This window comes from Pedomonas sp. (assembly GCF_036515995.1).
Taxonomy (GTDB): domain Bacteria; phylum Pseudomonadota; class Alphaproteobacteria; order Sphingomonadales; family Sphingomonadaceae; genus Pedomonas.
The window spans coordinates 19,754-39,790 of the sequence record NZ_DATBUP010000036.1; the positions used below are offsets into that span (position 1 = coordinate 19,754).

General features: G+C 63.0%; 20 protein-coding genes, 2 pseudogenes and 1 riboswitch. Of the genes and pseudogenes, 13 read left to right on the forward strand and 9 right to left on the reverse strand.

Annotated elements, in window-relative coordinates:
* Positions 1-855: an alpha/beta fold hydrolase gene (locus VIG90_RS03105; protein WP_331591972.1), complete on the forward strand. Its 855-nt coding sequence runs from the start codon at positions 1-3 to the stop codon at positions 853-855.
* Between the two features lie 156 nt (positions 856-1,011).
* On the opposite strand, the gene cobU is transcribed toward VIG90_RS03105, so the two are convergent.
* Positions 1,012-1,542: a bifunctional adenosylcobinamide kinase/adenosylcobinamide-phosphate guanylyltransferase gene (cobU, locus tag VIG90_RS03110; RefSeq protein ID WP_331591973.1), complete on the reverse strand. Its 531-nt coding sequence runs from the start codon at positions 1,540-1,542 to the stop codon at positions 1,012-1,014.
* 72 nt (positions 1,543-1,614) lie between these two features.
* On the opposite strand from cobU, the gene VIG90_RS03115 reads away from it, so the two are divergent.
* The 3 genes from VIG90_RS03115 to VIG90_RS03125 are packed head-to-tail and all read left to right on the forward strand — an operon-like array spanning position 1,615 to position 5,080.
* Complete coding sequence (locus VIG90_RS03115) at positions 1,615-2,646, forward strand: threonine-phosphate decarboxylase (protein ID WP_331591974.1); 1,032 nt, start codon at positions 1,615-1,617, stop codon at positions 2,644-2,646.
* A complete protein-coding gene (cbiB, locus tag VIG90_RS03120) occupies positions 2,643-3,608 on the forward strand; it encodes an adenosylcobinamide-phosphate synthase CbiB (protein WP_331591975.1) in 966 nt (321 codons plus the stop codon). Before VIG90_RS03115 ends, cbiB begins: the two co-directional genes overlap by 4 nt.
* The gene (locus tag VIG90_RS03125) at positions 3,596-5,080 is read left to right on the forward strand and encodes a cobyric acid synthase (RefSeq protein WP_331591976.1); all 1,485 of its coding nucleotides are present in this window, start codon (positions 3,596-3,598) and stop codon (positions 5,078-5,080) included. The genes cbiB and VIG90_RS03125 overlap by 13 nt, the downstream gene beginning before the upstream one ends.
* Here VIG90_RS03125 and cobS read toward each other — a convergent pair.
* From cobS to VIG90_RS03155, 6 genes are all read right to left on the reverse strand, one after another.
* Positions 5,048-5,824 carry an adenosylcobinamide-GDP ribazoletransferase gene (gene cobS, locus VIG90_RS03130; protein ID WP_331591977.1) on the reverse strand — a complete coding sequence of 259 codons (777 nt, stop codon included), beginning with the start codon at positions 5,822-5,824 and terminating at the stop codon, positions 5,048-5,050. The two genes, VIG90_RS03125 and cobS, sit on opposite strands and share 33 nt — an antisense overlap.
* Positions 5,821-6,411, reverse strand: coding sequence for a histidine phosphatase family protein (locus VIG90_RS03135; protein ID WP_331591992.1), 591 nt, complete (start codon positions 6,409-6,411; stop codon positions 5,821-5,823). The genes cobS and VIG90_RS03135 overlap by 4 nt, the downstream gene beginning before the upstream one ends.
* 77 nt (positions 6,412-6,488) lie before the next feature.
* Positions 6,489-7,532, reverse strand: a complete 1,044-nt coding sequence (gene cobT, locus VIG90_RS03140; RefSeq protein WP_331591978.1) for a nicotinate-nucleotide--dimethylbenzimidazole phosphoribosyltransferase — start codon at positions 7,530-7,532, stop codon at positions 6,489-6,491.
* The gene (locus tag VIG90_RS03145) at positions 7,529-7,936 is read right to left on the reverse strand and encodes a DUF1636 domain-containing protein (RefSeq protein ID WP_331591979.1); all 408 of its coding nucleotides are present in this window, start codon (positions 7,934-7,936) and stop codon (positions 7,529-7,531) included. Before VIG90_RS03145 ends, cobT begins: the two co-directional genes overlap by 4 nt.
* Before the next feature lie 144 nt (positions 7,937-8,080).
* A riboswitch (cobalamin riboswitch) is annotated at positions 8,081-8,269 on the reverse strand.
* Complete coding sequence (locus VIG90_RS03150; RefSeq protein ID WP_331591980.1) at positions 8,266-8,508, reverse strand: hypothetical protein; 243 nt, start codon at positions 8,506-8,508, stop codon at positions 8,266-8,268. Its footprint overlaps the riboswitch before it by 4 nt.
* Before the next feature lie 4 nt (positions 8,509-8,512).
* Positions 8,513-9,328 (reverse strand): helix-turn-helix transcriptional regulator, encoded by an 816-nt coding sequence (locus VIG90_RS03155; protein ID WP_331591981.1) that lies wholly within the window; start codon positions 9,326-9,328, stop codon positions 8,513-8,515.
* A 93-nt stretch (positions 9,329-9,421) separates the two neighbouring features.
* Here VIG90_RS03155 and VIG90_RS03160 point away from each other — a divergent pair, with 93 nt between their 5' ends.
* From VIG90_RS03160 to VIG90_RS03200, 9 genes and pseudogenes are all read left to right on the forward strand, one after another.
* Positions 9,422-10,687 carry an amidohydrolase family protein gene (locus VIG90_RS03160; RefSeq protein WP_331591982.1) on the forward strand — a complete coding sequence of 422 codons (1,266 nt, stop codon included), beginning with the start codon at positions 9,422-9,424 and terminating at the stop codon, positions 10,685-10,687.
* 420 nt (positions 10,688-11,107) lie between these two features.
* Positions 11,108-12,067, forward strand: a complete 960-nt coding sequence (locus tag VIG90_RS03165) for an MBL fold metallo-hydrolase (RefSeq protein WP_331591983.1) — start codon at positions 11,108-11,110, stop codon at positions 12,065-12,067.
* Between the two features lie 12 nt (positions 12,068-12,079).
* Positions 12,080-13,669 carry an FAD-dependent oxidoreductase gene (locus VIG90_RS03170; RefSeq protein WP_331591984.1) on the forward strand — a complete coding sequence of 530 codons (1,590 nt, stop codon included), beginning with the start codon at positions 12,080-12,082 and terminating at the stop codon, positions 13,667-13,669.
* Positions 13,669-13,878 (forward strand): DUF2783 domain-containing protein, encoded by a 210-nt coding sequence (locus tag VIG90_RS03175; RefSeq protein ID WP_331591985.1) that lies wholly within the window; start codon positions 13,669-13,671, stop codon positions 13,876-13,878. The genes VIG90_RS03170 and VIG90_RS03175 overlap by 1 nt, the downstream gene beginning before the upstream one ends.
* Positions 13,879-14,027: 149 nt before the next feature.
* Complete coding sequence (locus VIG90_RS03180; protein WP_331591986.1) at positions 14,028-14,774, forward strand: helix-turn-helix transcriptional regulator; 747 nt, start codon at positions 14,028-14,030, stop codon at positions 14,772-14,774.
* 128 nt (positions 14,775-14,902) lie between these two features.
* Positions 14,903-15,127: a hypothetical protein gene (locus tag VIG90_RS03185; RefSeq protein ID WP_331591987.1), complete on the forward strand. Its 225-nt coding sequence runs from the start codon at positions 14,903-14,905 to the stop codon at positions 15,125-15,127.
* A 2-nt stretch (positions 15,128-15,129) separates the two neighbouring features.
* Positions 15,130-16,629 (forward strand): sodium:solute symporter family transporter, encoded by a 1,500-nt coding sequence (locus tag VIG90_RS03190; RefSeq protein WP_331591988.1) that lies wholly within the window; start codon positions 15,130-15,132, stop codon positions 16,627-16,629.
* A 51-nt stretch (positions 16,630-16,680) separates the two neighbouring features.
* Positions 16,681-18,138, forward strand: a complete 1,458-nt coding sequence (locus VIG90_RS03195; protein WP_331591989.1) for an alginate export family protein — start codon at positions 16,681-16,683, stop codon at positions 18,136-18,138.
* A 74-nt stretch (positions 18,139-18,212) separates the two neighbouring features.
* A pseudogene (locus VIG90_RS03200) lies at positions 18,213-18,976 on the forward strand (IS5 family transposase).
* A gap of 163 nt (positions 18,977-19,139) precedes the next feature.
* Here VIG90_RS03200 and maiA read toward each other — a convergent pair.
* Both maiA and VIG90_RS03210 read right to left on the reverse strand, forming a co-directional pair.
* Complete coding sequence (gene maiA / locus VIG90_RS03205) at positions 19,140-19,778, reverse strand: maleylacetoacetate isomerase (RefSeq protein ID WP_331591990.1); 639 nt, start codon at positions 19,776-19,778, stop codon at positions 19,140-19,142.
* 4 nt (positions 19,779-19,782) lie between these two features.
* A pseudogene (locus VIG90_RS03210) lies at positions 19,783-20,037 on the reverse strand (fumarylacetoacetase); the annotation flags it as partial.

Genomic DNA, 20,037 nt, shown 5'->3' on the forward strand with positions numbered 1-20,037 from the left:
ATGTCCGAACTCACTTTTGAGGAAACAAGCAAGTTTCTCGCCACAGCACAAGGCAGGCTGCATTACCACGAGGCAGGTTCAGGCCCGGTCCTTCTTCTGCTGCACGGCTCTGGTCCGGGCGTCACGGGCTGGGCCAATTTCCGCGGTAACCTGCCCGTCTTCTCCCGGCATTTCCGCACGATCATTCTTGATGCGCCGGGGTACGGCAAAAGCGATCCCGTTGACGGCGATCCGGTTCAAGTCGCCAAGCATGCCGTTATTGCATTGATGGACGGGCTCGGGATCGAGAAAGCCAGCATCATCGGCAACAGCTATGGCGGCATTGTGGGCGGCCATCTGGCGGCGGATCATCCGGAGCGGGTGGACCGATACATCACCATCGGTGGGATCGGCTTCAATATTACCTCCACATTCCCGAACGAGGGACTGACGCGGCTCGTCGACTTTATCGAGAACCCGACGCGGGAGAACATCGTCGCCTGGCTGGAGTCGATGGTTTACGACAAATCCATCCTCACCGAGGACCTGGTCGACATGCGCTTCAAGGCCGCGCTCGATCCGATTACAATGGCCAGCAGCAAGAAGATGTATACCCGCAGCGCGCTGCAGGCGATTGGCGAGGCAATGAAAGGCCCGGCGGCCGCGCAGCGGCTCGCGTTCCTGGGTAAAATTCAGGCGCCTACACTCATTGCCTGGGGACGTGACGACAAGGTCAGCCCGCTGGATGGCGCGCTGTTGCCGATGCGCCTGATTGCCAATGCGGAATTGCACGTCTTCCCCAACTGCGGTCACTGGGCGATGATTGAATGCAAGGACCGCTTCGAGCGGCTGGCGATTGATTTCCTTCAATCCTAGGGGCGACCCAAGGCCTGGCTTGCTGCCGGGGCGGTGCTGCGTCCGTGGGTGTCGTCTCGGGAGACCCACGGAAGGTGGTCCCAAGCGCGCACTGACAAAGCCTCTGCTATGGATGTGACTGCTGATGAAGCCTGAAGCCTGTGCACTCAGGCGATCTCAGGCCGGGTGCTTCAGTACCAACGGCAGGCCGGCCAAGACCGCCACGCACTCATGGGCTGCAGCGGCCGTTGCCTGATTGATGCGCCCGGCAATATCGCGAAAACGGCGCGCCAGCGCATTGTCGGGGACAATGCCCAGCCCCACTTCGTTGGCCACGAGAACGACGGGCCCCCGGGCAGACCTAATGGCATCAACAAGACGATCCGTTGCTGCCTCGGCATCCTCCTCGGCCAGCAACAAGTTGGAGGCCCAAAGCGTCAGGCAGTCAACAAGGACGACGCGATCCGGGCCTGAATGGACGGTGATGGCCTCTGGCAGCTTCAGCGGGGCTTCGATCGTCTGCCAGCCGGCCCCGCGGTCGGCCTGATGGCACGCAATGCGCTCCTGCATTTCCGCATCAAATGGCTGAGCGGTTGCGATATAAACCCGGCTCCTGGATAATGCCTCGGCGCGGCCCTGCGCGTAGCGGCTTTTGCCGGATCGCGCACCGCCCAGCACGAAAAGGATTTGCACCGGAGAGCTGGTCATTTACTGCTGCCTTGTCATCGCATCGGGGCCGTCTGGCCTGCTTAGCTGATTGTTTGAAAGATTGGAAATATCGTGACAGATCAATGGGTGTTCCATGGCGGTGCCGTCTCTCACGCTGTGGCGCGCTTCCCGGATGCGCCCGAGCCGTGGCTGGATCTGTCAACGGGCATTAATCCGGTGCCATGGCCAGTTGCGGATGCTGCTGCCCCTGACTGGACACGTCTTCCAGAGCCGGATGCCCTTGCCGGGCTTGAGGCCGTTGCTGCCCGGTACTTCGGTGTAATGCCGGAGCATGTCTGCGCAACACCAGGCAGTGAACTGGGCTTGCGTCTTTTGGCGGACGCAGGCGCTCCTGCGCCTTTTTCCTGTCTTTGGCCAGCCTATCGGACCCATCTGGAAGGGCTGCCGGGCTGCCAGCCCGGCAGCCCTGAAGAGCTTGCCCAGCTCGCCCGCCAGCCCGGGACCTTGTTATTAGCCAATCCGAACAATCCGGACGGACGGCTGCTCGGCGTCGACACGCTGCTGAAGGTGGCGCGAGACAAACAGCGGGCAGGGGGCTGGCTTGTCGTGGACGAGGCTTTCATTGATGCGCATGCAGGCGGCAGCCTTGCGCCGAGCCTCTGGAACATCATGACGGAGCAGCCTGATCTGCCGGTCGTGCTTCTGCGCTCCTTCGGCAAGTTCTTCGGCCTTCCCGGGCTGCGGCTGGGTTTTCTGATCGGGCCGCTTGGCCTTGTACAGCGGATGCGGGCCTTGCTTGGAAGCTGGCCGGTCAATGCCGCGGCCATCAGCATTGGTCGTGCAGCCTATGCGGATGAGGTCTGGCATGCGACCACCCGCGCGCGGCTGAGCGAAGACTGTGCGGTTTTGGATGATCTTCTGACGCGTCATGGGCTGAGCCCGCGCGGTGATTGTCCGCTGTTCCGGCTGGTGGAGGCGGAAGAGCATGAAGGCGGAAGCGCGGCCCTGTTCGAGCATCTGGCCCGGCAGGGCATCCTGACCCGCCCGTTCAGCTACGATCCGCGCTGGCTTCGTATTGGTCTGCCTGCAACCAGGGCCCAGCGGGCCCGCCTGGACGCGGCCCTGGCGGGGTGGCGCACATGACGCTGGAGACCTTTCCATCTTCTCTCCTGTCAATGGTGGCGGTCGGCGCGCTACTCGTGGATATAGCGCTTGGCTGGCCGTCATGGCTTTACCAGCGGGTCGGCCACCCGGTCGGCCTGTTTGCGCGGATGATCAATAGGCTTGAGTCCTTCTGGAACCAGCCGCAGCTTGCAGGCGGCGCGCGGCGGGCCCTGGGTGTCCTCGCCGTCTTGCTTCTGCTGGCAGCAGCTGGTGGCGGTGCCTGGCTGATCCAGACCGGGCTCGTCTATTTTCTCGGGTCCTGGGGCTGGCTGGCGGTTGCCGCTCTCGCCTGGCCGGGGCTGGCGGTGCGCAGCTTGCATGATCATGTGGTTCCCGTTGCCCGGGCTCTGGCGGATGGTGATCTGACGGGCGCGCGCTGTGCGGTCGGAAAGATCGTCGGGCGTGATCCCGAAACGCTGGATGCCCACGGCATCGCGCGGGCTGCCGTTGAAAGCCTGGCCGAGAGTTTTTGCGACGGCGTGATGGCGCCGCTGTTCTGGCTGGCGGTGGGCGGGCTGCCGGGCCTCTGGGCCTATAAGGCGCTGAATACAGCCGATAGTCTGATCGGCCACAAGGAGCCCCGCTGGCGAGAGTTTGGTTGGGCGGCGGCGCGAGCGGACGATGTTTCAAACTTCGTTCCGGCGCGGCTGGCCGGCATTCTGATCTGCGTTGTAGCCGGCCGGGGCTGGCGCGTGATGTGGCGCGACAGTGGCAAGCATGCCTCGCCCAATGCGGGCTGGCCGGAGGCGGCGATGGCTGGTGCGCTTGATCTGAAACTGGCCGGGCCGGTGGTTTATGATGGCGTGCGTCACCCGAAGCCCTGGATCGGCAGCGGGCGTGCGGACCTGGGCAGTCAAGACGTCTTTGCCGCTCTTGGACTGTACCGTCGTGCCTGTGCTTTGTTGGTGGTTCTGACCGGAGGCTTGGCATGGCTGCTGTGATGTTTCAGGGCACGGGTTCGGACGTGGGCAAGTCGGTCCTCGTCGCAGGGGTCTGCCGTGCCCTCGTGAACCGGGGCCTGAAGGTGCTGCCGTTCAAGCCGCAGAACATGTCAAACAATGCGGCAGTTACACGCGATGGCGGAGAGATCGGGCGGGCACAGGCGCTGCAGGCAGTCGCCTGCCGGGTTCCGCCGGCAGTCGACATGAACCCGGTGTTGCTGAAGCCACAGGCGGACCGCACGTCGCAGCTGGTGGTCCACGGCCGGGTGCGCGGGCAACTGCGTGCCGGTAACTTTCGGGAGGCACGGGCATCGTTGCTCAGTGAGGTCATGGCCAGCTTTGAGCGATTGCACGCGGCGTGTGACATCGTGGTGGTGGAAGGGGCGGGCTCGCCAGCCGAAATCAACCTGCGCGCCGGCGACATTGCCAACATGGGGTTCGCCCGGGCCGCCGACGTGCCCGTCATTCTTGTGGGTGATATCGACCGCGGCGGCGTCATTGCCTCGATCATCGGGACGAAAGCCGTGATCGACCCGGCGGACGCTCGGATGATTGCGGGCTTTCTAATCAATAAGTTCCGTGGTGACCCAAGTCTGTTCGAGGACGGCTATCGTCAGATCGAGCAGCTGTCCGGTTGGCGTGGCTTTGGGGTGGTGCCGTGGCTGGCAGAGGTTGCCCGTCTGCCGAGCGAGGATGCCGTGGTGCTCGAGCGCAAGGCCGGTCCTGCCGGGGAGATGAGGCCGCTGATTGTCGCCTGCCCGATCACGCCGCGCCTGTCCAATTTTGATGATCTGGATCCGCTGGCGCATATGCCGGGCGTCGAGGTGCGAATGATCCGCCCCGGCTCGCCCTTGCCCGTGGAGGCGGATCTTATGGTTCTGGCCGGCTCCAAGGCGACCGTTGCCGATCTTGAATTCCTGCGGGCAGAGGGATGGGAGATCGATCTTCTCGCCCACGTGCGCCGCGGCGGGCGCGTGCTGGGAATTTGTGGCGGCTACCAGATGCTCGGGCGCACCATCAGCGACCCGGACGGCAGCGAGGGCCCGGCGACTACAGTTCCGGGGCTGGGGCTGCTGGCGGTCGACACAGTCCTGTCCGGCGCGAAAACGCTGCGTTCGGTGGAGGGCACGGCGCTGGAGGCCGCGTTTGATGGCTATGAAATGCATATCGGCGTCACCACGGGCCCTGATACGGCGCGGCCATTGGCGCGACTGTCGGACGGCTGGCACGACGGCGCCGTGTCCGCGACCGGCCGGGTCATGGGCACTTACGTCCATGGCCTGTTCAACAAAGCGACACAGCGCGACGCCTGGATTGCCCTGCTGGGAGGCGAGGGGGCTGAGAGCGCGCCGGACCATGCGGTGCTGGTCGATGAGGCGCTGGACGCCATTGCCGCAAAGATTGAGCGCCATGTGGATGTGGAAGCGCTGATCGCCCTGTCACGTCGCGCCGGCCACCACCAGAACCAGTAGCAGGCCGGTCTCGCAGAGCTCGATCCCGGCCCCGTGGCAATCGCCTGAGATGCCGCCGAGCCTGCGCTTCAACCACAGGCCCCACAGGCCGAGCAGACAAGGGGCAGCAACGAGCGCAGGCGCGTACAACAGGGCAAGCGGCACCAGGATGGCGGCCCACGCCGCCAGGTGGACGGTCAAGACGCCGCCCCTGAAACGCGAGCCCAGGCCATCGTGCAGGGGCGGCAGCCAGAAGGTCCAGAGCAATGGCCCCAGCCGGGCCAGCGCCGGGACCATGAGCAGCGCCATCAGTGCTGCAAGGGCTGGGATTGCAAGCCGGGCCAGTTCATGAATGAGGACAGCCTTGGCCAGAAGCTGCACCACAAGAGCGCTGACCCCGCAGCTGCCGATGTGGGGATCCTTCATGACCGCGCGCAGCTTTTCCGGGTTACCGTGGCTTGCCGCCAGACCGTCGACCAGGTCCGCCAGGCCATCGAGATGGAGAGCGCCCGTTACCCATACCCAGGCGGCGCATCCTGCCAGTGCTGCAAGCCACGGGCTGATCAAACCTCCAAGCCAGAAGGCGGCCGCCACGACGCCGCCCACCAATAGTCCCGCCAGCGGGAACCAGCGCATGGCGGCCTGAAAATCTTCGCTCGAGACGGCAAGGGCAGGCATGGGCAGCCGGGTCATGAACTGAATTGCCAGAGCGGCCTGTCTGGCAGTGCCGCGCAGTGCCGCGCCACGCCCCGGTGTCCGGTTCATAGCCTGTCCTCCAGCAGGAAAAGCCCGGTGAGTTGGGCCGTGCGCGGGCGTATGTCCCACACCTGGAAGCGCAGCAGCGCGGCATAGGGCAGATCGATCGTCCAACACTGGCGCATGTCCCACCCGAGCAGGACCGAGAGGGCCGCCCGCATGCTGCCGCCATGGGCAACAATGAGAGTGGGCCGGGGAGAGAGGGTCTCCAGTGCCCGGCTCACACGGGCCGTTAAATCGGACCAGCGTTCACCTTGCGGCGGCGGGCATCGATCCGGATCTGCATAGAAGTCCCGAAGGGCATCCGGTGCAATGGATGCAGCCGGCTGCCCGTCCCATGCGCCGAAATTCAACTCGCGCAGGTCAGCGCTCAGAGCAACGGTCAGCGCCGGCTGGCTTTGACCGGACAGCCGCTCGGCCGTGATCCGGGCCGTCGCCTGGCAGCGCGCCAGATCTGAGGAAAGGATTTGCGTAATGCCCTGTGCGGACAGGCGCTCGCTCTGAGCCCGAGCCTGCCTCTCGCCCAGGGCCGACAAGGGGCTGTCCGTCCAGCCCAGCATGGCCCCGGTCTGTGCTGGCATCCCATGCCGGAGCATCCACAAGGGCCAGGCGGCGGGGCCCTGACCCGCGACCACAGCCTGCGGGGCATGCTGTCCCTCGGTGCGCTTCCCGGTCATCCGGCCAAGGCTGTCGCGCGGCGCTGGGGCAGGTTGCCGCTGAGCGCTTCGTCGATCGTTGCCATCTGGTTGTGCGCGGCGAGGGCGGCTTTGACCAGCAAGGCTGCAACAGCAGCGCCGCTGGCCTCGCCCAGGCGCATGTTCAACTGCAGCAGCGGCGACAGGCCGAAATGCTGCAGGACCCGCAGGTGCCCCGGCTCTTCGGATTGATGTCCGGCCAGGCAGTGCTGGATGATCTGCGGATTCTGAACAGCGAGCGGCGCTATGGCAGCGCAGCAGATGAAGCCATCGAGCAGAACCGGAATGCGCCTCAGCCGAGCGCCAAGAACCGCGCCTGCCATGGCCGCCAGTTCGCGCCCGCCCACGGCTGCCAGCAGGTCCAGCGCCATGCGCGGGGTGTCGCCGTGGAGCGCAACCGCTCGCCTCACCACGTCGATTTTTCGCTGGACCCCCAGTGGGTCGACGCCGGTGCCACGGCCCACCCATTCTGCCGGCGCACCGCCATAGATCAGGCAGGCAAGCGCCGCTGCCGTCGTTGTGTTGGCAATGCCCATCTCACCGATGACGAGAAGGTCCGTGTCGGCGCTGATCGCCTGCGCACCGATCGAGAGGGCCCTCAGCACCTCGGCTTCGGTCATGGCCGCACCCGCCGTGAAATCGGCAGTCGGGCAGTCCAGCTCCAGCGAGACCACTTGAAACTCGAAGCCGGCAACGCCGCAGAGCGCATTGATGGCTGCGCCGCCGCGCTCGAAATTCAGCACCATGTCGCGCGTCGTCTCGGGCGGAAAGGCGCTGACCCCGTGCCGGGCGATGCCATGGTTGCCGGCGAAGACCACCGTCTGGCCCCGGCGCAGGCAGGGGTGCTGCGTGCCTTGCCAGCCCGCCATGAACAGGGCGATTTCTTCCAGCCGTCCCAACGAGCCTTCCGGTTTGCAGAGGGACCTCTGGAGTGCGCGTGCCTGCTCGACAGCCGCCGTATCCGCTTCGGGAAGTGCAGCCAGCGCCGCGTCAAGCGCAGCGCGATCAGGAAACGAAGTCATTCTGCAACAAATCCGGCCGGGGGCATGCGTGTGATGAAGTGACCCTTCACGCCTTCGGGCCACTGGCGATACGGCACGACGCCCTCCGGGCTCGCCGCATATTGGGCCGCGTAATCCAGAATGGCGGTTGCATCTTCGAGCGTCGGCGCGAAACGGCCGAGCACGTAGCTGATCTTGTCTGGTGCGCGCAGGTGCACGGTGCAGTGCTCGCCGCACGCAAACAGGCAGGGCATTTCTTGAATGGCGACGGCGGCATAGTCCGGTCGCGCCTTTTGTACGTCGCGTAGCAGATCGGCCAGCAGTCGCCCGCCGCGCCGTCCCTCGTCGTCAGAGGGCTGATCCTTGGCAAGACGGCAGGTGTTGCAAACGACAACGGCCGCTACATTTTCAACTGGGGTGAGCATAATGCCTCTCCCGTCGGCCTGCGGGCAGCGCAGGCCATGGTTCACAACAGATGCCCTTCGTGCTGCCGCGTTGCTGCGGCAACTCAATGGGCGCTCATGTCGTCCTGCGGGAGGTCCCGTTCGCCCGGCACTCCCTGGCCAGCCGAAAGACGACGGCAACAGGCAGGTCTCCTGGCTCGCGGGTCATCGCCTTGCCGGTCGCCTTCTCGGGAGGGTGTCCCAATGGCTCTGTGACCGAAGACTTGCCGCTGACAGTTGCAGGGACAGCCGGGGATTCGCACCCCATTCCCGTTTTCATCCCCCTAAGGGGGAACCTGTTGCACGAGGGGTCATAGGAATGTTGCCGCCATGCCGTCAACCCGTCTGGTTGTCCTATCCGGAATGTGCAGCGCGCCGACCTGATGCGGAGCCTTGAAATCTGCCGTGAGGCCGGTGTGCAAGAAAATCGAGGAAGCAGCCCGCTTTGCAGCGAGGATGACCTCTTGGGCGTTCTTGGGTTGAAGAAGATCAGCATTGTTGGGCGTCTTCCCGTGCAGAGGCGCTCCCAACCGTGGTTGCACCATTGCCGCCATACCCTTAACGCCTTGGCTCGGACGATTTGAATTCCTTGGGATTGATCCCGGTCAGGCTTTTGAAGGCGCGGGCGAAGGAGCTTTGGCTCTCAAAGCCGACCTCAGCAGCGATCGTGCCGATCGGCAGCTTGCCTTCATTGAGCAGGGCCGCGGCTTTCAGGAGTCTGGCGCGCTGCCGGTATTGCTCCCAGCTCATCCCGATGGATGCCTGGAATTTGCGTCGCAAGGTACGCTCGGACAAACCGCAATGCTTGCTGACAGTGGCGATATCGCAGGTCTTAAGGTTCTTGCGGGTATAAAGGGCAGCCGTTTCCAGCCGCTCGTCGGGCAGACTGGGCAGGCGCAGAGGCGCCTCCTCTTCGATCCATTCGGTGCACAGGCAGGCCAGCGCCTGGAAGTAGGCGTGGCCCGTTCGGTCCAGTTCGCCATAGAGCGGCCAGCGCATCGCCCCCATCACCATCTCGCGCATGAGCGGGGAGACCTGGATGATGCGGATCCTGTCTCCGGCAACAGGGATCATGTGGGGCTCGAAGAAGATCGAGGCAGAGCGTACCCGATGGATCCGGGTGCGGTGGACGACGCCCGCCGGGATCCAGGCCGCCAGCGCCCGGGGAATGAAGTAGCTCCCGAAGCGATCCTCCACTTCGATCATGCCGCTGAAGGCATACTGGAGCTGATGCATGTCATGGCAGTGCCATGGCGTGTCCAGATCATAGTCGTCCTGCGGAATGGCGCCGGCGCAGGGGCGCATCGATGGGGCCACCATCGGCACCATCTTGAACTCAGGGTCGCTCCCAGACATGAGTGTTTGGCCGTTCATGCACAAAGTTTGTCCGATCCGAATGATACGGTCAATCGAGGACTTGGTATCAAAAGGGGAGACCGTTCAATCAATAAACAAAGTGGGTGAGACATGGCGGATGCGAAACAGGACGATATCTCTCAGAATGCGCGCAAATACTGGTCGGCGGCGGGCTATCTGCCGGGCGGCGTGATCCGCGAGGTTGATTATGCTTCGCAGTCGACGGGTCTGCACCCCTCCCTCGAGGGGATCAAGATCGTCGATACCGACACCCATATCACCGAGGCGCCTGACCTGTTCACTTCGCGCGCTCCCGCGGCGCTCAAGGACAAGGTTCCGCATGTCAGGCGGGTCAACGGCACGGACCGCTGGTTCGTCGGTGACCGTGACTTTGGCACCATGGGCGGCAACGTCATCCGGGCCGACAACAACAAGCTGCTCGGCCGCCTTGCCTTTCCGACGCTCGAAGAGGGCCATCCGGGCGGTCACATGATCAAGGAACGGCTGAAGGCGATGGATGACATGGGCATCTACGCCCAGATCTGCTTCCAGAACTCGGGCGTGACCCAGGCGGGTTCCCTGATGTCGCTGCGCGACCCGGCCTTGGCGCTCAGCATTATCCAGATCTTCAACGACGCCTCTGCCGAATACCAGGCTGAATCGGGCCAGCGCATCTTCAGCATGGCGCACCTGCCGTTCTGGGATCAGGCCGAGCTGGAAAAGGAAGCCCGTCGCTGCATCGACATGGGACTGAAGGGCTTCGTTCTGCCCGACACGCCCGAGCGGGTCGGTGTTCCCAGCTTTATGCATGATTACTGGACGCCGTTCCTGGAGATGTGCGATGCGACGGGCACGCCGCTCAACTTCCACCTGAACGCGGCGATCGATCCCAACACCTTGACCTGGGAGGGCTTCGAGTTCGAGCAGACGCTATCGGTCGTCGCCACCATGTTCTCGATCGGCAACGCGGCGACGCTGGGCAACTGGATGGTCTCGGGTCGGCTCGATCGCCATCCCAATCTGAAGATCGGCCTGATCGAGAGCGGTATGGGTTGGGTGCCGTTTGCCATTGAAGCGCTTGAACACCAGTTCAACGAAATGCTGCCGCGCTTCTCCCAGATCCTGACGCGCAGGCCATGGCAATATTTCCGCGATCATTTCTACTGCACGTTCTGGTTTGAAAAGGTCGGCCCCAAACTGCTGCTGGAGACGGTCGGTGTCGACAATGTGATGTTCGAGACCGACTTCCCGCATCCGACCTCGCTCTACCCGGGCGCGCAGGAGCATATCGTTGACGTCCTGGGAGGCTACGATTTCGTGACCAAAAAGAAGGTTCTCCAGGACAACGCGGTTCGCCTGTATAATCTGCCTTTCTAAGACGCCTCCAGACGCTCGCCTTTCCAGGTGAAGACGGCCTGAGCGGTGCTCCCGCCGCTCAGGCCTTTTGTCTGGAATAATGCAAAAAATATGGTCCGGGCCAAATGGGTTGCGCGTTGCCGATCGCTTGGCTGGGCCATGGTTGATGGGCTGTCTGGCCCTGTGCTCTCTGGCGTGTCCGCAGACGCCGTTGCCGATAATTGCAGTTGCTCCCATCATCCATACTCATTTCGCCTTATGAACTGGTCCGCGGCACTCCGACGTCTGGTCCGCACCACAGCCTCTCCCTTGTCCATAGTTCTGGGGGCAGATGTCCGCCGCAGACTGTTGCTTTATTGGCCCTGAACCTTGGTCAGAAGCGATGCGCGGACTACCTCGCGCGCTAAGACCGGCCAAGCGCAAGGATTGGGAGAGTCAACAATGGCAAAGCCGTTTGCATCCGTCGCAGACACTGCGGAAAAGAAAGAAACGCTCGAAATTCTGGCAGACGGCGTTTATGCGCTGACCGCCGAGGGCGACCCGAACGTCGGTGCCTTTGAAGGCGAAGATTTCCTCGTCTGCATCGAGGCGCGCGCGACGCCCGTTGCCGCACGCGACTGGCTGGTGAAGCTGCGCCAGCACACTCAAAAGCCGGTAAAGTATCTCATTCTGACCCATTACCACGCCGTGCGGGTGCTGGGCGCCAGCGCCTTCGAGGCCGAGCATATTATCGCCAGCGAGACCACCCGTAAGCTCATTGAGGAGCGTGGTCAGGAGGACTGGGACAGCGAATTCGGCCGCATGCCGCGCCTGTTCAAGGAGCCGGACAGCATTCCCGGCCTGACGTGGCCCACCCAGACGTTCAAGGACAGCTTCTCGATCGAACTGGGCGGTGACCGGGGCCGCCTCGACCTGCAGTTCTGTGGCCGTGGCCATACCGCCGGCGACATCGTCGTCTGGCACGAGAAGACCAGGACCCTGTTCGCTGGGGACCTGGTGGAGGCGGAAGCCGCGCTCTACACCGGTGATGCTTTCCACTTCGACTGGGCGGGCAGCACGCTGGACAAGGTGAAGAGCTTCCGCGCCGAGAACCTCATTGGCGGCCGCGGTGCAGTGGCGCGCGGCGTCAGTGCAACCGACGCGGCCGTCGAGCAGACCCGCGAGTTTCTGAACGGTATGATCGAGCACGTGGGCGCAGTGCACAAGCGTGGCGGCACCCTGAAGGAAGCCTTCGAGGCGACCCACAAGGCGCTCGAGCCCAAGTTCGGCCGCTGGCCGATCTTCGAACACTGCCTGCCGTTTGACGTGCAGCGCCTGTGGGATGAATTCAACGGAACCGACTGGCCGCGTATCTGGACAGCCGAGCGCGACCGCGAAGTCTGGGCGCAGCTTCAGGGCTAAAGGTCGCCAAACATGACAAGACCATCCCGAATTCCGGTCTGGCGCGAGGTAGAGGCCTCGCCCAGGCCGACGGAGAGTCACGAGCGTTTGCAGACAGTTGTCGTTGGTGGCGGGCCCGTTGGCCTGTCAGTGGCGCTGGATCTGGGGCGGCGTGGTCATCGCGTCGTCTTGCTCAACCGGCTGGCATGTATTGCCGCAGGGTCCAAAGCCATCTGCTTTGCCAAGCGTACGCTCGACATCTGGGATCGTATGGGCGTGGGCGAAGCCATGATGGAGAAGGGCGTCGTCTGGAACGTGGGCAAGGTGTTTTGGGGCGACAGCCCGGAGCCGATCTACCAGTTCGACATGTTGCCCGTGAAGGATCAGAAGCGCCCCGGCTTTATCAACCTTCAGCAATACTATGCAGAAGACCGGCTGCTCGCAGCAATCGCCGGGCTGCCCAACGTTGAAATCCGCTGGGGCCATACTGTGGTTGCACTTGAACAGGACGCTGCCTCGGCCCGGCTCGATGTGGAGACGGAACAGGGCCGCTATTCGGTTGAGGCCGACTGGGTGGTTGCTTGCGACGGCTCTCGCTCGCCCGTCCGCACCATGATGGGGCTCGATTTCGAAGGACGGGTTTTTGAAGATAATTTTCTGATTGCCGACATTCGCTTGAAGCAGGAACGCCCTGCTGAACGGTGGTTCTGGTTCGACCCGCCGTTTAATCCGGGCTGGTCCGCCCTGATGCACAAGCAACCAGATGACGTCTGGCGGCTCGACTTTCAGCTGGGTTGGAACATTGATCGGGAGGCCTGCCTCAAACCGGAAAATGTGGAACGCTTCGTGCGCGCCATGCTGGGGCAGGACATTGAATTCACGGGCGAGTGGTACAGTGTCTATACTTTCCAGTGCCGGCGCATGGCCCGCTTCGTTCACAACCGGGTGATCTTTGCAGGCGACAGCGCTCACCTGGTTTCGCCGTTTGGCGCACGCGGCTGCAATGGCGGCGTGGCCGACGCAGACAATCTGGTTTGGAAGCTGGACTTGATCCTCAGAGGCGAAGCGCCTGCAGCTCTTCTGGAGACCTATAACTACGAGGCCATCGTTACGGCAGACGAGAATATTCTGAATTCGTCTCGCTCCACCGATTTTCTGACGCCAAAGACAGCTGTGAGCCGGGCCTTCCGCGATGCGGTTCTGGAGCTGGCGCAGGATCATGCGTTTGCCCGCCCGTTCGTCAACTCCGGCCGGCTCTCAACGGCGGTCAGCTACCCTGAGAGCCCGCTGAACACCCCGGATGAACCGGACAGTGCCTTCGCCGGCATCTGCCCTGGCTCGCCGACGCTGGACGCGCCGACGGCAAGCGGCTGGCTGCTCGATGCTCTTGGAGATGATTTTACCCTGCTCACCCGGAGTTGGTCTGGGGAAGTGCCGGAAGGCGTGCGGCACCTGCCAATCGAGACGCTGGGTGATCCGGCGGGTCTGATCGCGGAGCGTTACGACCTTCAGCCTGGCTCGGCCTACCTGATCCGTCCGGACCAGTATGTTGCTGCCCGCTGGCGCAAGCCCGATGCCAACGCGGTCGTGACGGCACTGGCGCGTGCAAAAGGACTTAACTGATGTCAAAGCTCAACACGATGCCCAACCTTGTGCGCCCGGATGATCTCTATGAACGCCTCATCCGCCTGCATGATGGTCTGAGCGATGCCGAAAGTGCGGTCGTAAACGCCAAGCTCATTCTGCTGCTGGCAAACCATATTGGCGATCTTGAGGTCATTCAGCAGTCCATTGCACTGGCGCGCGGAGATCAGGCTGCGCCGGCAGTGTAACAGTCAGTGGTCATCAAGCCGGATTGGAGGAAAATCAGAAAATTTAAATTGCCCCATTGATCGGGCGCACGGTTTCATCCAATTTAACGAACGTGCGTTCGGCTTATCAAGACCGTGGTCAACACGGCTGCTAGGGGAGTAGTGGCGTTATGACTATGCCGTCAATCGGCTCTGTGGCCTACGAAGCGCTGGTGGAGGCAACCGGTTCGCCTGTTATGGGGGATGTGCTTCTGCAAATTGCAGATGCGCACGTGGGCGTCGATGAAGTGTTCGGATATTGTTGCGGTGAGGAGGGAGCACCCGTTCCCATAGCATCGTCGGGCCGCATCGGCTCAGCGCAGAGTCGGGTGTCGCTCTATGCCAGGCAATATCATGCATTTGATCCACTCATGCGCGATGCGCAGGTGGAGAAGAACACTGCACCCACGCGCGCGTATCGCATTACGGCGCAGGATATTCCCAACCAGCAGTATCGGCGGGAGTGCTTTGACACCGCCCGGCTCGCCGAGAAGTTCTCTTTCACCCGCTGGCGGGCGGGACGGCGGTTTATCCTGAGCTTTTATCGAGCGCCGGGCAGGCAGCCTGTCTCGCCTCAGATGCTGGCACCTCTGGCGGAAATGGCACTGCCCATACTGCGCAAGCATCTGGAACTTTCCTCCGATGAGGCCAACCTGCCGTTGATGGAACGGCTGCTGCGGCGCATGGAGCGAATCTATCCGGAGATGACCGTGCGCGAGCGTGAGGTCTGTGCCCGAACGCTGATCGGCATGACGGCAGAGGCGATCGGCCTTGATCTGGAGATCAAGCCCTCCACCGTCCTGACCTATCGCCGCCGCGCCTATGAGCGCTTCGGCATCTGCAATGCCAACCAGTTAATGGCCCGTCTGCTCGCCTGAAATGGATCTGTCGTTATTTCTGAGGACAGACACGTTTTGGCTGACCCGTCACCCTCAGTTTCAATGGCCCGTAATAGAGGCCACGCCGCCATCACCGGCGACGAATAAGGGATCTTGAGGAGAGGCCAATGGTATCGATAGGGGTACGCCGGCTGTTGTGCTGCGCGTTTGTACTTATCCTGTTTTTGCCGGTGCCTTACGTCGCGTCTGATGGCGCGCTGGCATCGTGGATGTCCCAGTTCTGGGCAGGCGCTCCTGCCTTTATCTGGGTGAGCGGGCTGCACCTGCTCTCGTTCATTCTGCTGTCGTGGTTCTTTGCAAAGGACCGTGTCGTTGCGGAAGGGGAGGCGTGAGCATGTCAGCATCCGTTCTCAGCTTTTTTGCAACCATTGCTGTCACTCTGGGTGTGACGGTATGGGCGGCGCGCCGCGGGCAGAGCAAGTCAGCGCTCTTTACCGCAGGCGGCAACATCAGCCCTGTGCAGAACAGTCTCGCCATCTCGGGCGATTTTTTGTCGGCCACTACATTGCTCGGCATCACTGCCCTGTTCTTTGCGATCGGTGCGGACTCGGCAATCTATTACTATTCGCCGCTCGTGGGCTTCTGCCTGATGCTCCTGCTGATTGCAGGGCCGCTGCGGCGGCTGGGCCGCTTCACCCTGGGCGATGTGATGGTCAGCAAATTGGGTGACCCGCGCCTGCGCCTTTTCTCGGGCGGCAGCTCGGTCGTCATCTCGCTTATCTATCTCATCGCGCAGATGGTGGGTGCGGGCAGCCTCATCTCCATCCTGTTTGGTCTCAGCTTCAACATGGCGGTGCTGATGGTGGGCACGCTTGTGGCGATCTACGTCGCTTTTGGCGGCATGCTGGCAGCGACCTGGGTGCAGATCATCAAGGCGGTTCTGCTGGTCCTGATGGTGCTGCTGCTGTCGGTTCTGGTATTGGTCGCCAGTGGCGGTTTCGAGGGGCTCTACACGAGAGCGGCGGAAGTCCACGCCATGGGCAGCGGTCTCTTCCGTGCCGGCGGCTCCGAGCAGAGCCTGTTCTCCAACCTGTCCCTTGCCATGGGCTTGACCCTCGGCATGATGGGCCTTCCGCATCTGCTCATCCGCTTCTTCACCGTGAAGGACGCAGCGGCTGCCCGGAAGTCGCTGGTGCTGGCGGCGAGCATCATCGGCGGCGTTTTTATCCTGCTCTTTGCCATTGTCGGCCCGGGCGCTGTTGCCTACGTGACCGGCAATCCGGCCTATCAGGCACCCGGCGGCGGTATTCTGGGCGGAGGCAACATGGCAGTCCTCCATCTGGCAGATGCTCTTGGCGGCCACACCCTGTTCGGCATCATGGCCGGCGTCATCTTCGCCACCATTCTGGCAGTGGTTGCCGGCCTCACCATTGCGGCAGCCTCTGCAACTTCGCACGACATCGTCTCGGCCCTGCGCCATGGCCGGTCTCTGACGGAGAAGCAGGAGTTGGTGATTTTCCGCATTGCCACCTTCGGGGCTGCCATGCTGTCGGTGGGGCTGGCCATCGCCTTCCAGCACGAGAACGTGGCGTTCCTGGCGGCGCTCGCCTTCGCGATTGCAGCCAGCACCAACTTCCCGGTGCTGATCCTGGCCCTTTACTGGCCGCGGACCACCAGCGCAGGTGCTCTGGCGGGCGGGATTGCCGGGCTGGTTTCATCGGTGGTGCTCATCATCCTGGGGCCGGCAGTGTGGGTGAAGGTGCTGGGCAATGCAGATGCCATCTTCCCATCGGATTACCCGACACTGGTAACGACGCCCCTGGCCTTCATCGTTGCAATGGTGGTCTCTGTCATGACGCAGCCGCATCGCGACGCTGTCCCGGCCACGGCCTGACCTCAACGTTTTGCCGAACCGCAAACGGCACAGGACACTCCGGAGTTATCCATGCATAAGTTGCTTATGGGCGTGGCGCTTGCCGCCACGCCGTTCCTGACCCACGCCCAGGCCACGGCGGCTGAGACGGCAGATGCGGTCAGCGTTTCCTATCCGGCGGAAGCCATGGGCTATGGCCCGCGCATGGGGCCGAACTACTACTTCTCCCGTTGGGCGGAGGACTGGAGTCAGCACCGCGATCCTGCCATGCGCGATGGTTTGCTCGATGACCTCAAGTTCATTCCGCTGGATGCGGCAGGCGAGAGCTACATTACGCTGAATGGACAGCAGCGCATCCGCCTCAATCATGTGAGCAATCCAGGTCTGCGAGCATCTTCCCGCACCGATGCTTTCCTCAGCCGTACGCAGCTGGGAGCGGACGTGCACCTCGGCTCCAACTTCCGGGCTTATGTGGAGGTCGGCTCGGGCCAGACCTGGGGCAGCCGCAAGGGGCCGCAGCCCGGCGCACAGCAGAACGACGTCGACCTGATCCAGGCCTTCGGTGAAATCCACGGGCAGGCGGGCGTTGCCGACGTTGGCGTGCGCTTCGGCCGTCAGGATTTCTCGGACGGATCGCAGGTGCTCTTTGCCACCGATCAATCACCCAATATCCACCTCAGCCAGAACGGGGTGGTCGCCTACGCCAACTGGAGCAACTTCCGTGTCTCCGCCTATGGCTTCCGCCCGACCGTGCGTGATTATGGGACGTTTGACGACGACTGGAATGACGACGAAGCCATTTACGGCATTACCACCAGTTTCGATATGGCCGCCCTTGCAGGCGTCCCGCACAAGCTGTTCGTCGATCCCTTCATCTTCCACATGGATAACGATGCCAAACGCTGGGGCACCATGCTGGGGGAGGACAGTCGCGATACCTATGGTGTGCGCGTCTGGGGCAGCGCCGGACCGGTGTCGTTCGACTGGCTGGCCGCGCGCCAGACCGGCTCCTTCGAAAACCGCGACGTCAAGGCGGCGGGCCTGTTCACCACCACCAGCGTGCGCCTTGCCGACAACCGGTATCAGCCGACCATCGGTGTACGTGCGGATGTCACGACCGGCGGCGGGGCTTATGGCACCGGCACGGTCAAGAACTTCGATTACGGCTATGGAAACAGCCCCTACTTTGCCGACAACAATTTTATCAGCCCCACCAACCTGGTGGACTTTGCCCCCACCTTTGCCATTACGCCCATCAAGGGGCTGAAGCTGAGCGGCGAATATGTATTCGTATGGCGGCAGAGCGAGAGCGATGCGGTCTATGACGGCTTGAAGCGGCCCTATGCGGGCACCGAACTGGTCGGCGGCAGCAAGGTTGCTGAAATCGCCCGTCTGGCCTTCACCTACGGCATCAACGAGCACGTCTCGATCGGTGGCCTGACCGACTATGTGAAGGCGGATACGGTGCTGGAGCGGGCCGGGTTCGGCAACAGCTTCTACCAGGCGCTGTGGATGACGTTCGTTTTCTAGGGCGCAAACTCATAAACTTGGTTGAGTTCCGGACGCCAGCGTGATTCAACGGCCTTCCTGTGAAGGAGAGGCAGATGGCGCGGCGGCGATACGAACTGACGGATAAGGAATGGGCAATCATTGAACCCTTGCTTCCCAACAAGCCGCGCGGTGTTGCGCGCGTAGACGACCGTCGGGTGATCAATGGCATTCTCTGGCGGTTCCGGTCCGGTGCGGCATGGGCAGAGATACCGGAGCGTTATGGGCCACCCACAACGTGCTACAATCGGTTCGTTCGCTGGCGCAAAGCCGGGGTCTGGGATCGGCTGCTGGCCGCGGTTTCTGAGGGTTTTAACGGCGAACTGGTGATGATCGATTCAACTTGTGTCCGGGTCCACCAAAACGGTGCGACCGGCAAAAAGGGGGATCCAGTGATCATGGCATGGGACGTTCCCGGGGCGGCCTTACCAGCAAACTCCATGCTCTTGTCGACGCTGAGGGACGTCCTGTTCGCCTCCGGTTGACCGGAGGCCAGGTACACGATGCCTGTGAGGCGGAAGCGTTGATTGAGGATATCCCCCATGGCGCAACCCTGCTGGGCGACAAAGGTTATGACAGCAACGCAATCCGCCAGGCAGCAGAAGCCAGGAACATCTGGGCCAATATTCCCAATCGGTCCAACCGCAAGCAGCCCTTTGGCTTCTCGTCCTGGCTTTACCGTCAGCGCAACCTGGTTGAACGCTTCTTCAATCGCATCAAGCAGTTCCGGGGCATTGCAACGCGCTATGACAAGGATCCCACCAATTACCTTGCAGCAGTCAAACTCATCTCCGCACGCTTATGGTGCGCCTCGTTATGAGTCTACGCCCTAGAGCGGCGCTTTTGCCAAGGAGGGTGTCGGGCCTCCTTGGCAATCCGGCATCTCTGCCGTGCAGTCGGCATCAATGAGCACATAAAGAAAAAGGCGCGGGCAAGCTGCCCGCGCCTTTTTTGCACATCCTTTGGGTGCGAGGGGAGTTGTCTCAGTCCGCGTCGGGTTGCTCTGCGGGGTGCGCCGCGGCCACGGCGGGCAGTCCTTGGGCGGCCTGGGCGGCGGCGAGGAGGCGCGGGTAGGGCGTCAGGTCGGTCTCGAACCGCTCGGCCGAATAGACCTGCGGCACCAGGCAGCAGTCGGCCAGGGTTGGCGTGTCGCCAAAGGCATAGGTGCCGCCGTGCCGGGCGATCATCGCCTCGAGCGCGGCAAAGCCTTTGCTGATCCAGCGCTGCGCCCAGGCCGTGATCTGCTCAGGGGTGGCGGCAAAGTCCTGCCTCAGGCTTTTGAGGATGCGCAGGTTGTTGAGCGGGTGAATGTCGCAGGCGATGGTTGCCGCCATCGCCCGCACCACGGCCCGGCCCTTTGGCTCTGTTGGGAGCAAGGCGGGCGCGGGATAGCGCTCCTCCAGCCATTCCAGAATGGCCAGGCTTTGGGCAATGACGCCGCCGTCTGTCTCCAGCGCCGGCACCATCTGCTGCGGGTTGAGCGCGGCATAGGCGGAAGCGGACTGCGCGCCGGTGCGCAGGTCATGGGTGACCTGCGCATAGTCCAGACCCTTGAGGTTGAGCGCGATGCGCACCCGGTAGGAGGCGCTGGAGCGCCAGTAGCTGTGCAAGGTCAGCGCCATGGCCTCAGCCCCTGACGGCCGGGGCCGGCGTGATCGTGCCGGCGCACGGACCAAAGCCGATGGAGACATAGCCCTGCGCCTCGGCCACGGCCGAGAGGAACAGGGTGTCGCCATCCTCAAGGAAGGTGCGGGTCTCGCCGGTGGGCAGCTCGAGCGGCTGCTGGCCGCCGCGGGTGAGCTCGAGCAGGCTGCCAAAGCCGTCCTCGGTCGGCGCCGAGATCGTGCCGGTGCCGAGCAGGTCGCCGGGCTGGAGGTTGCA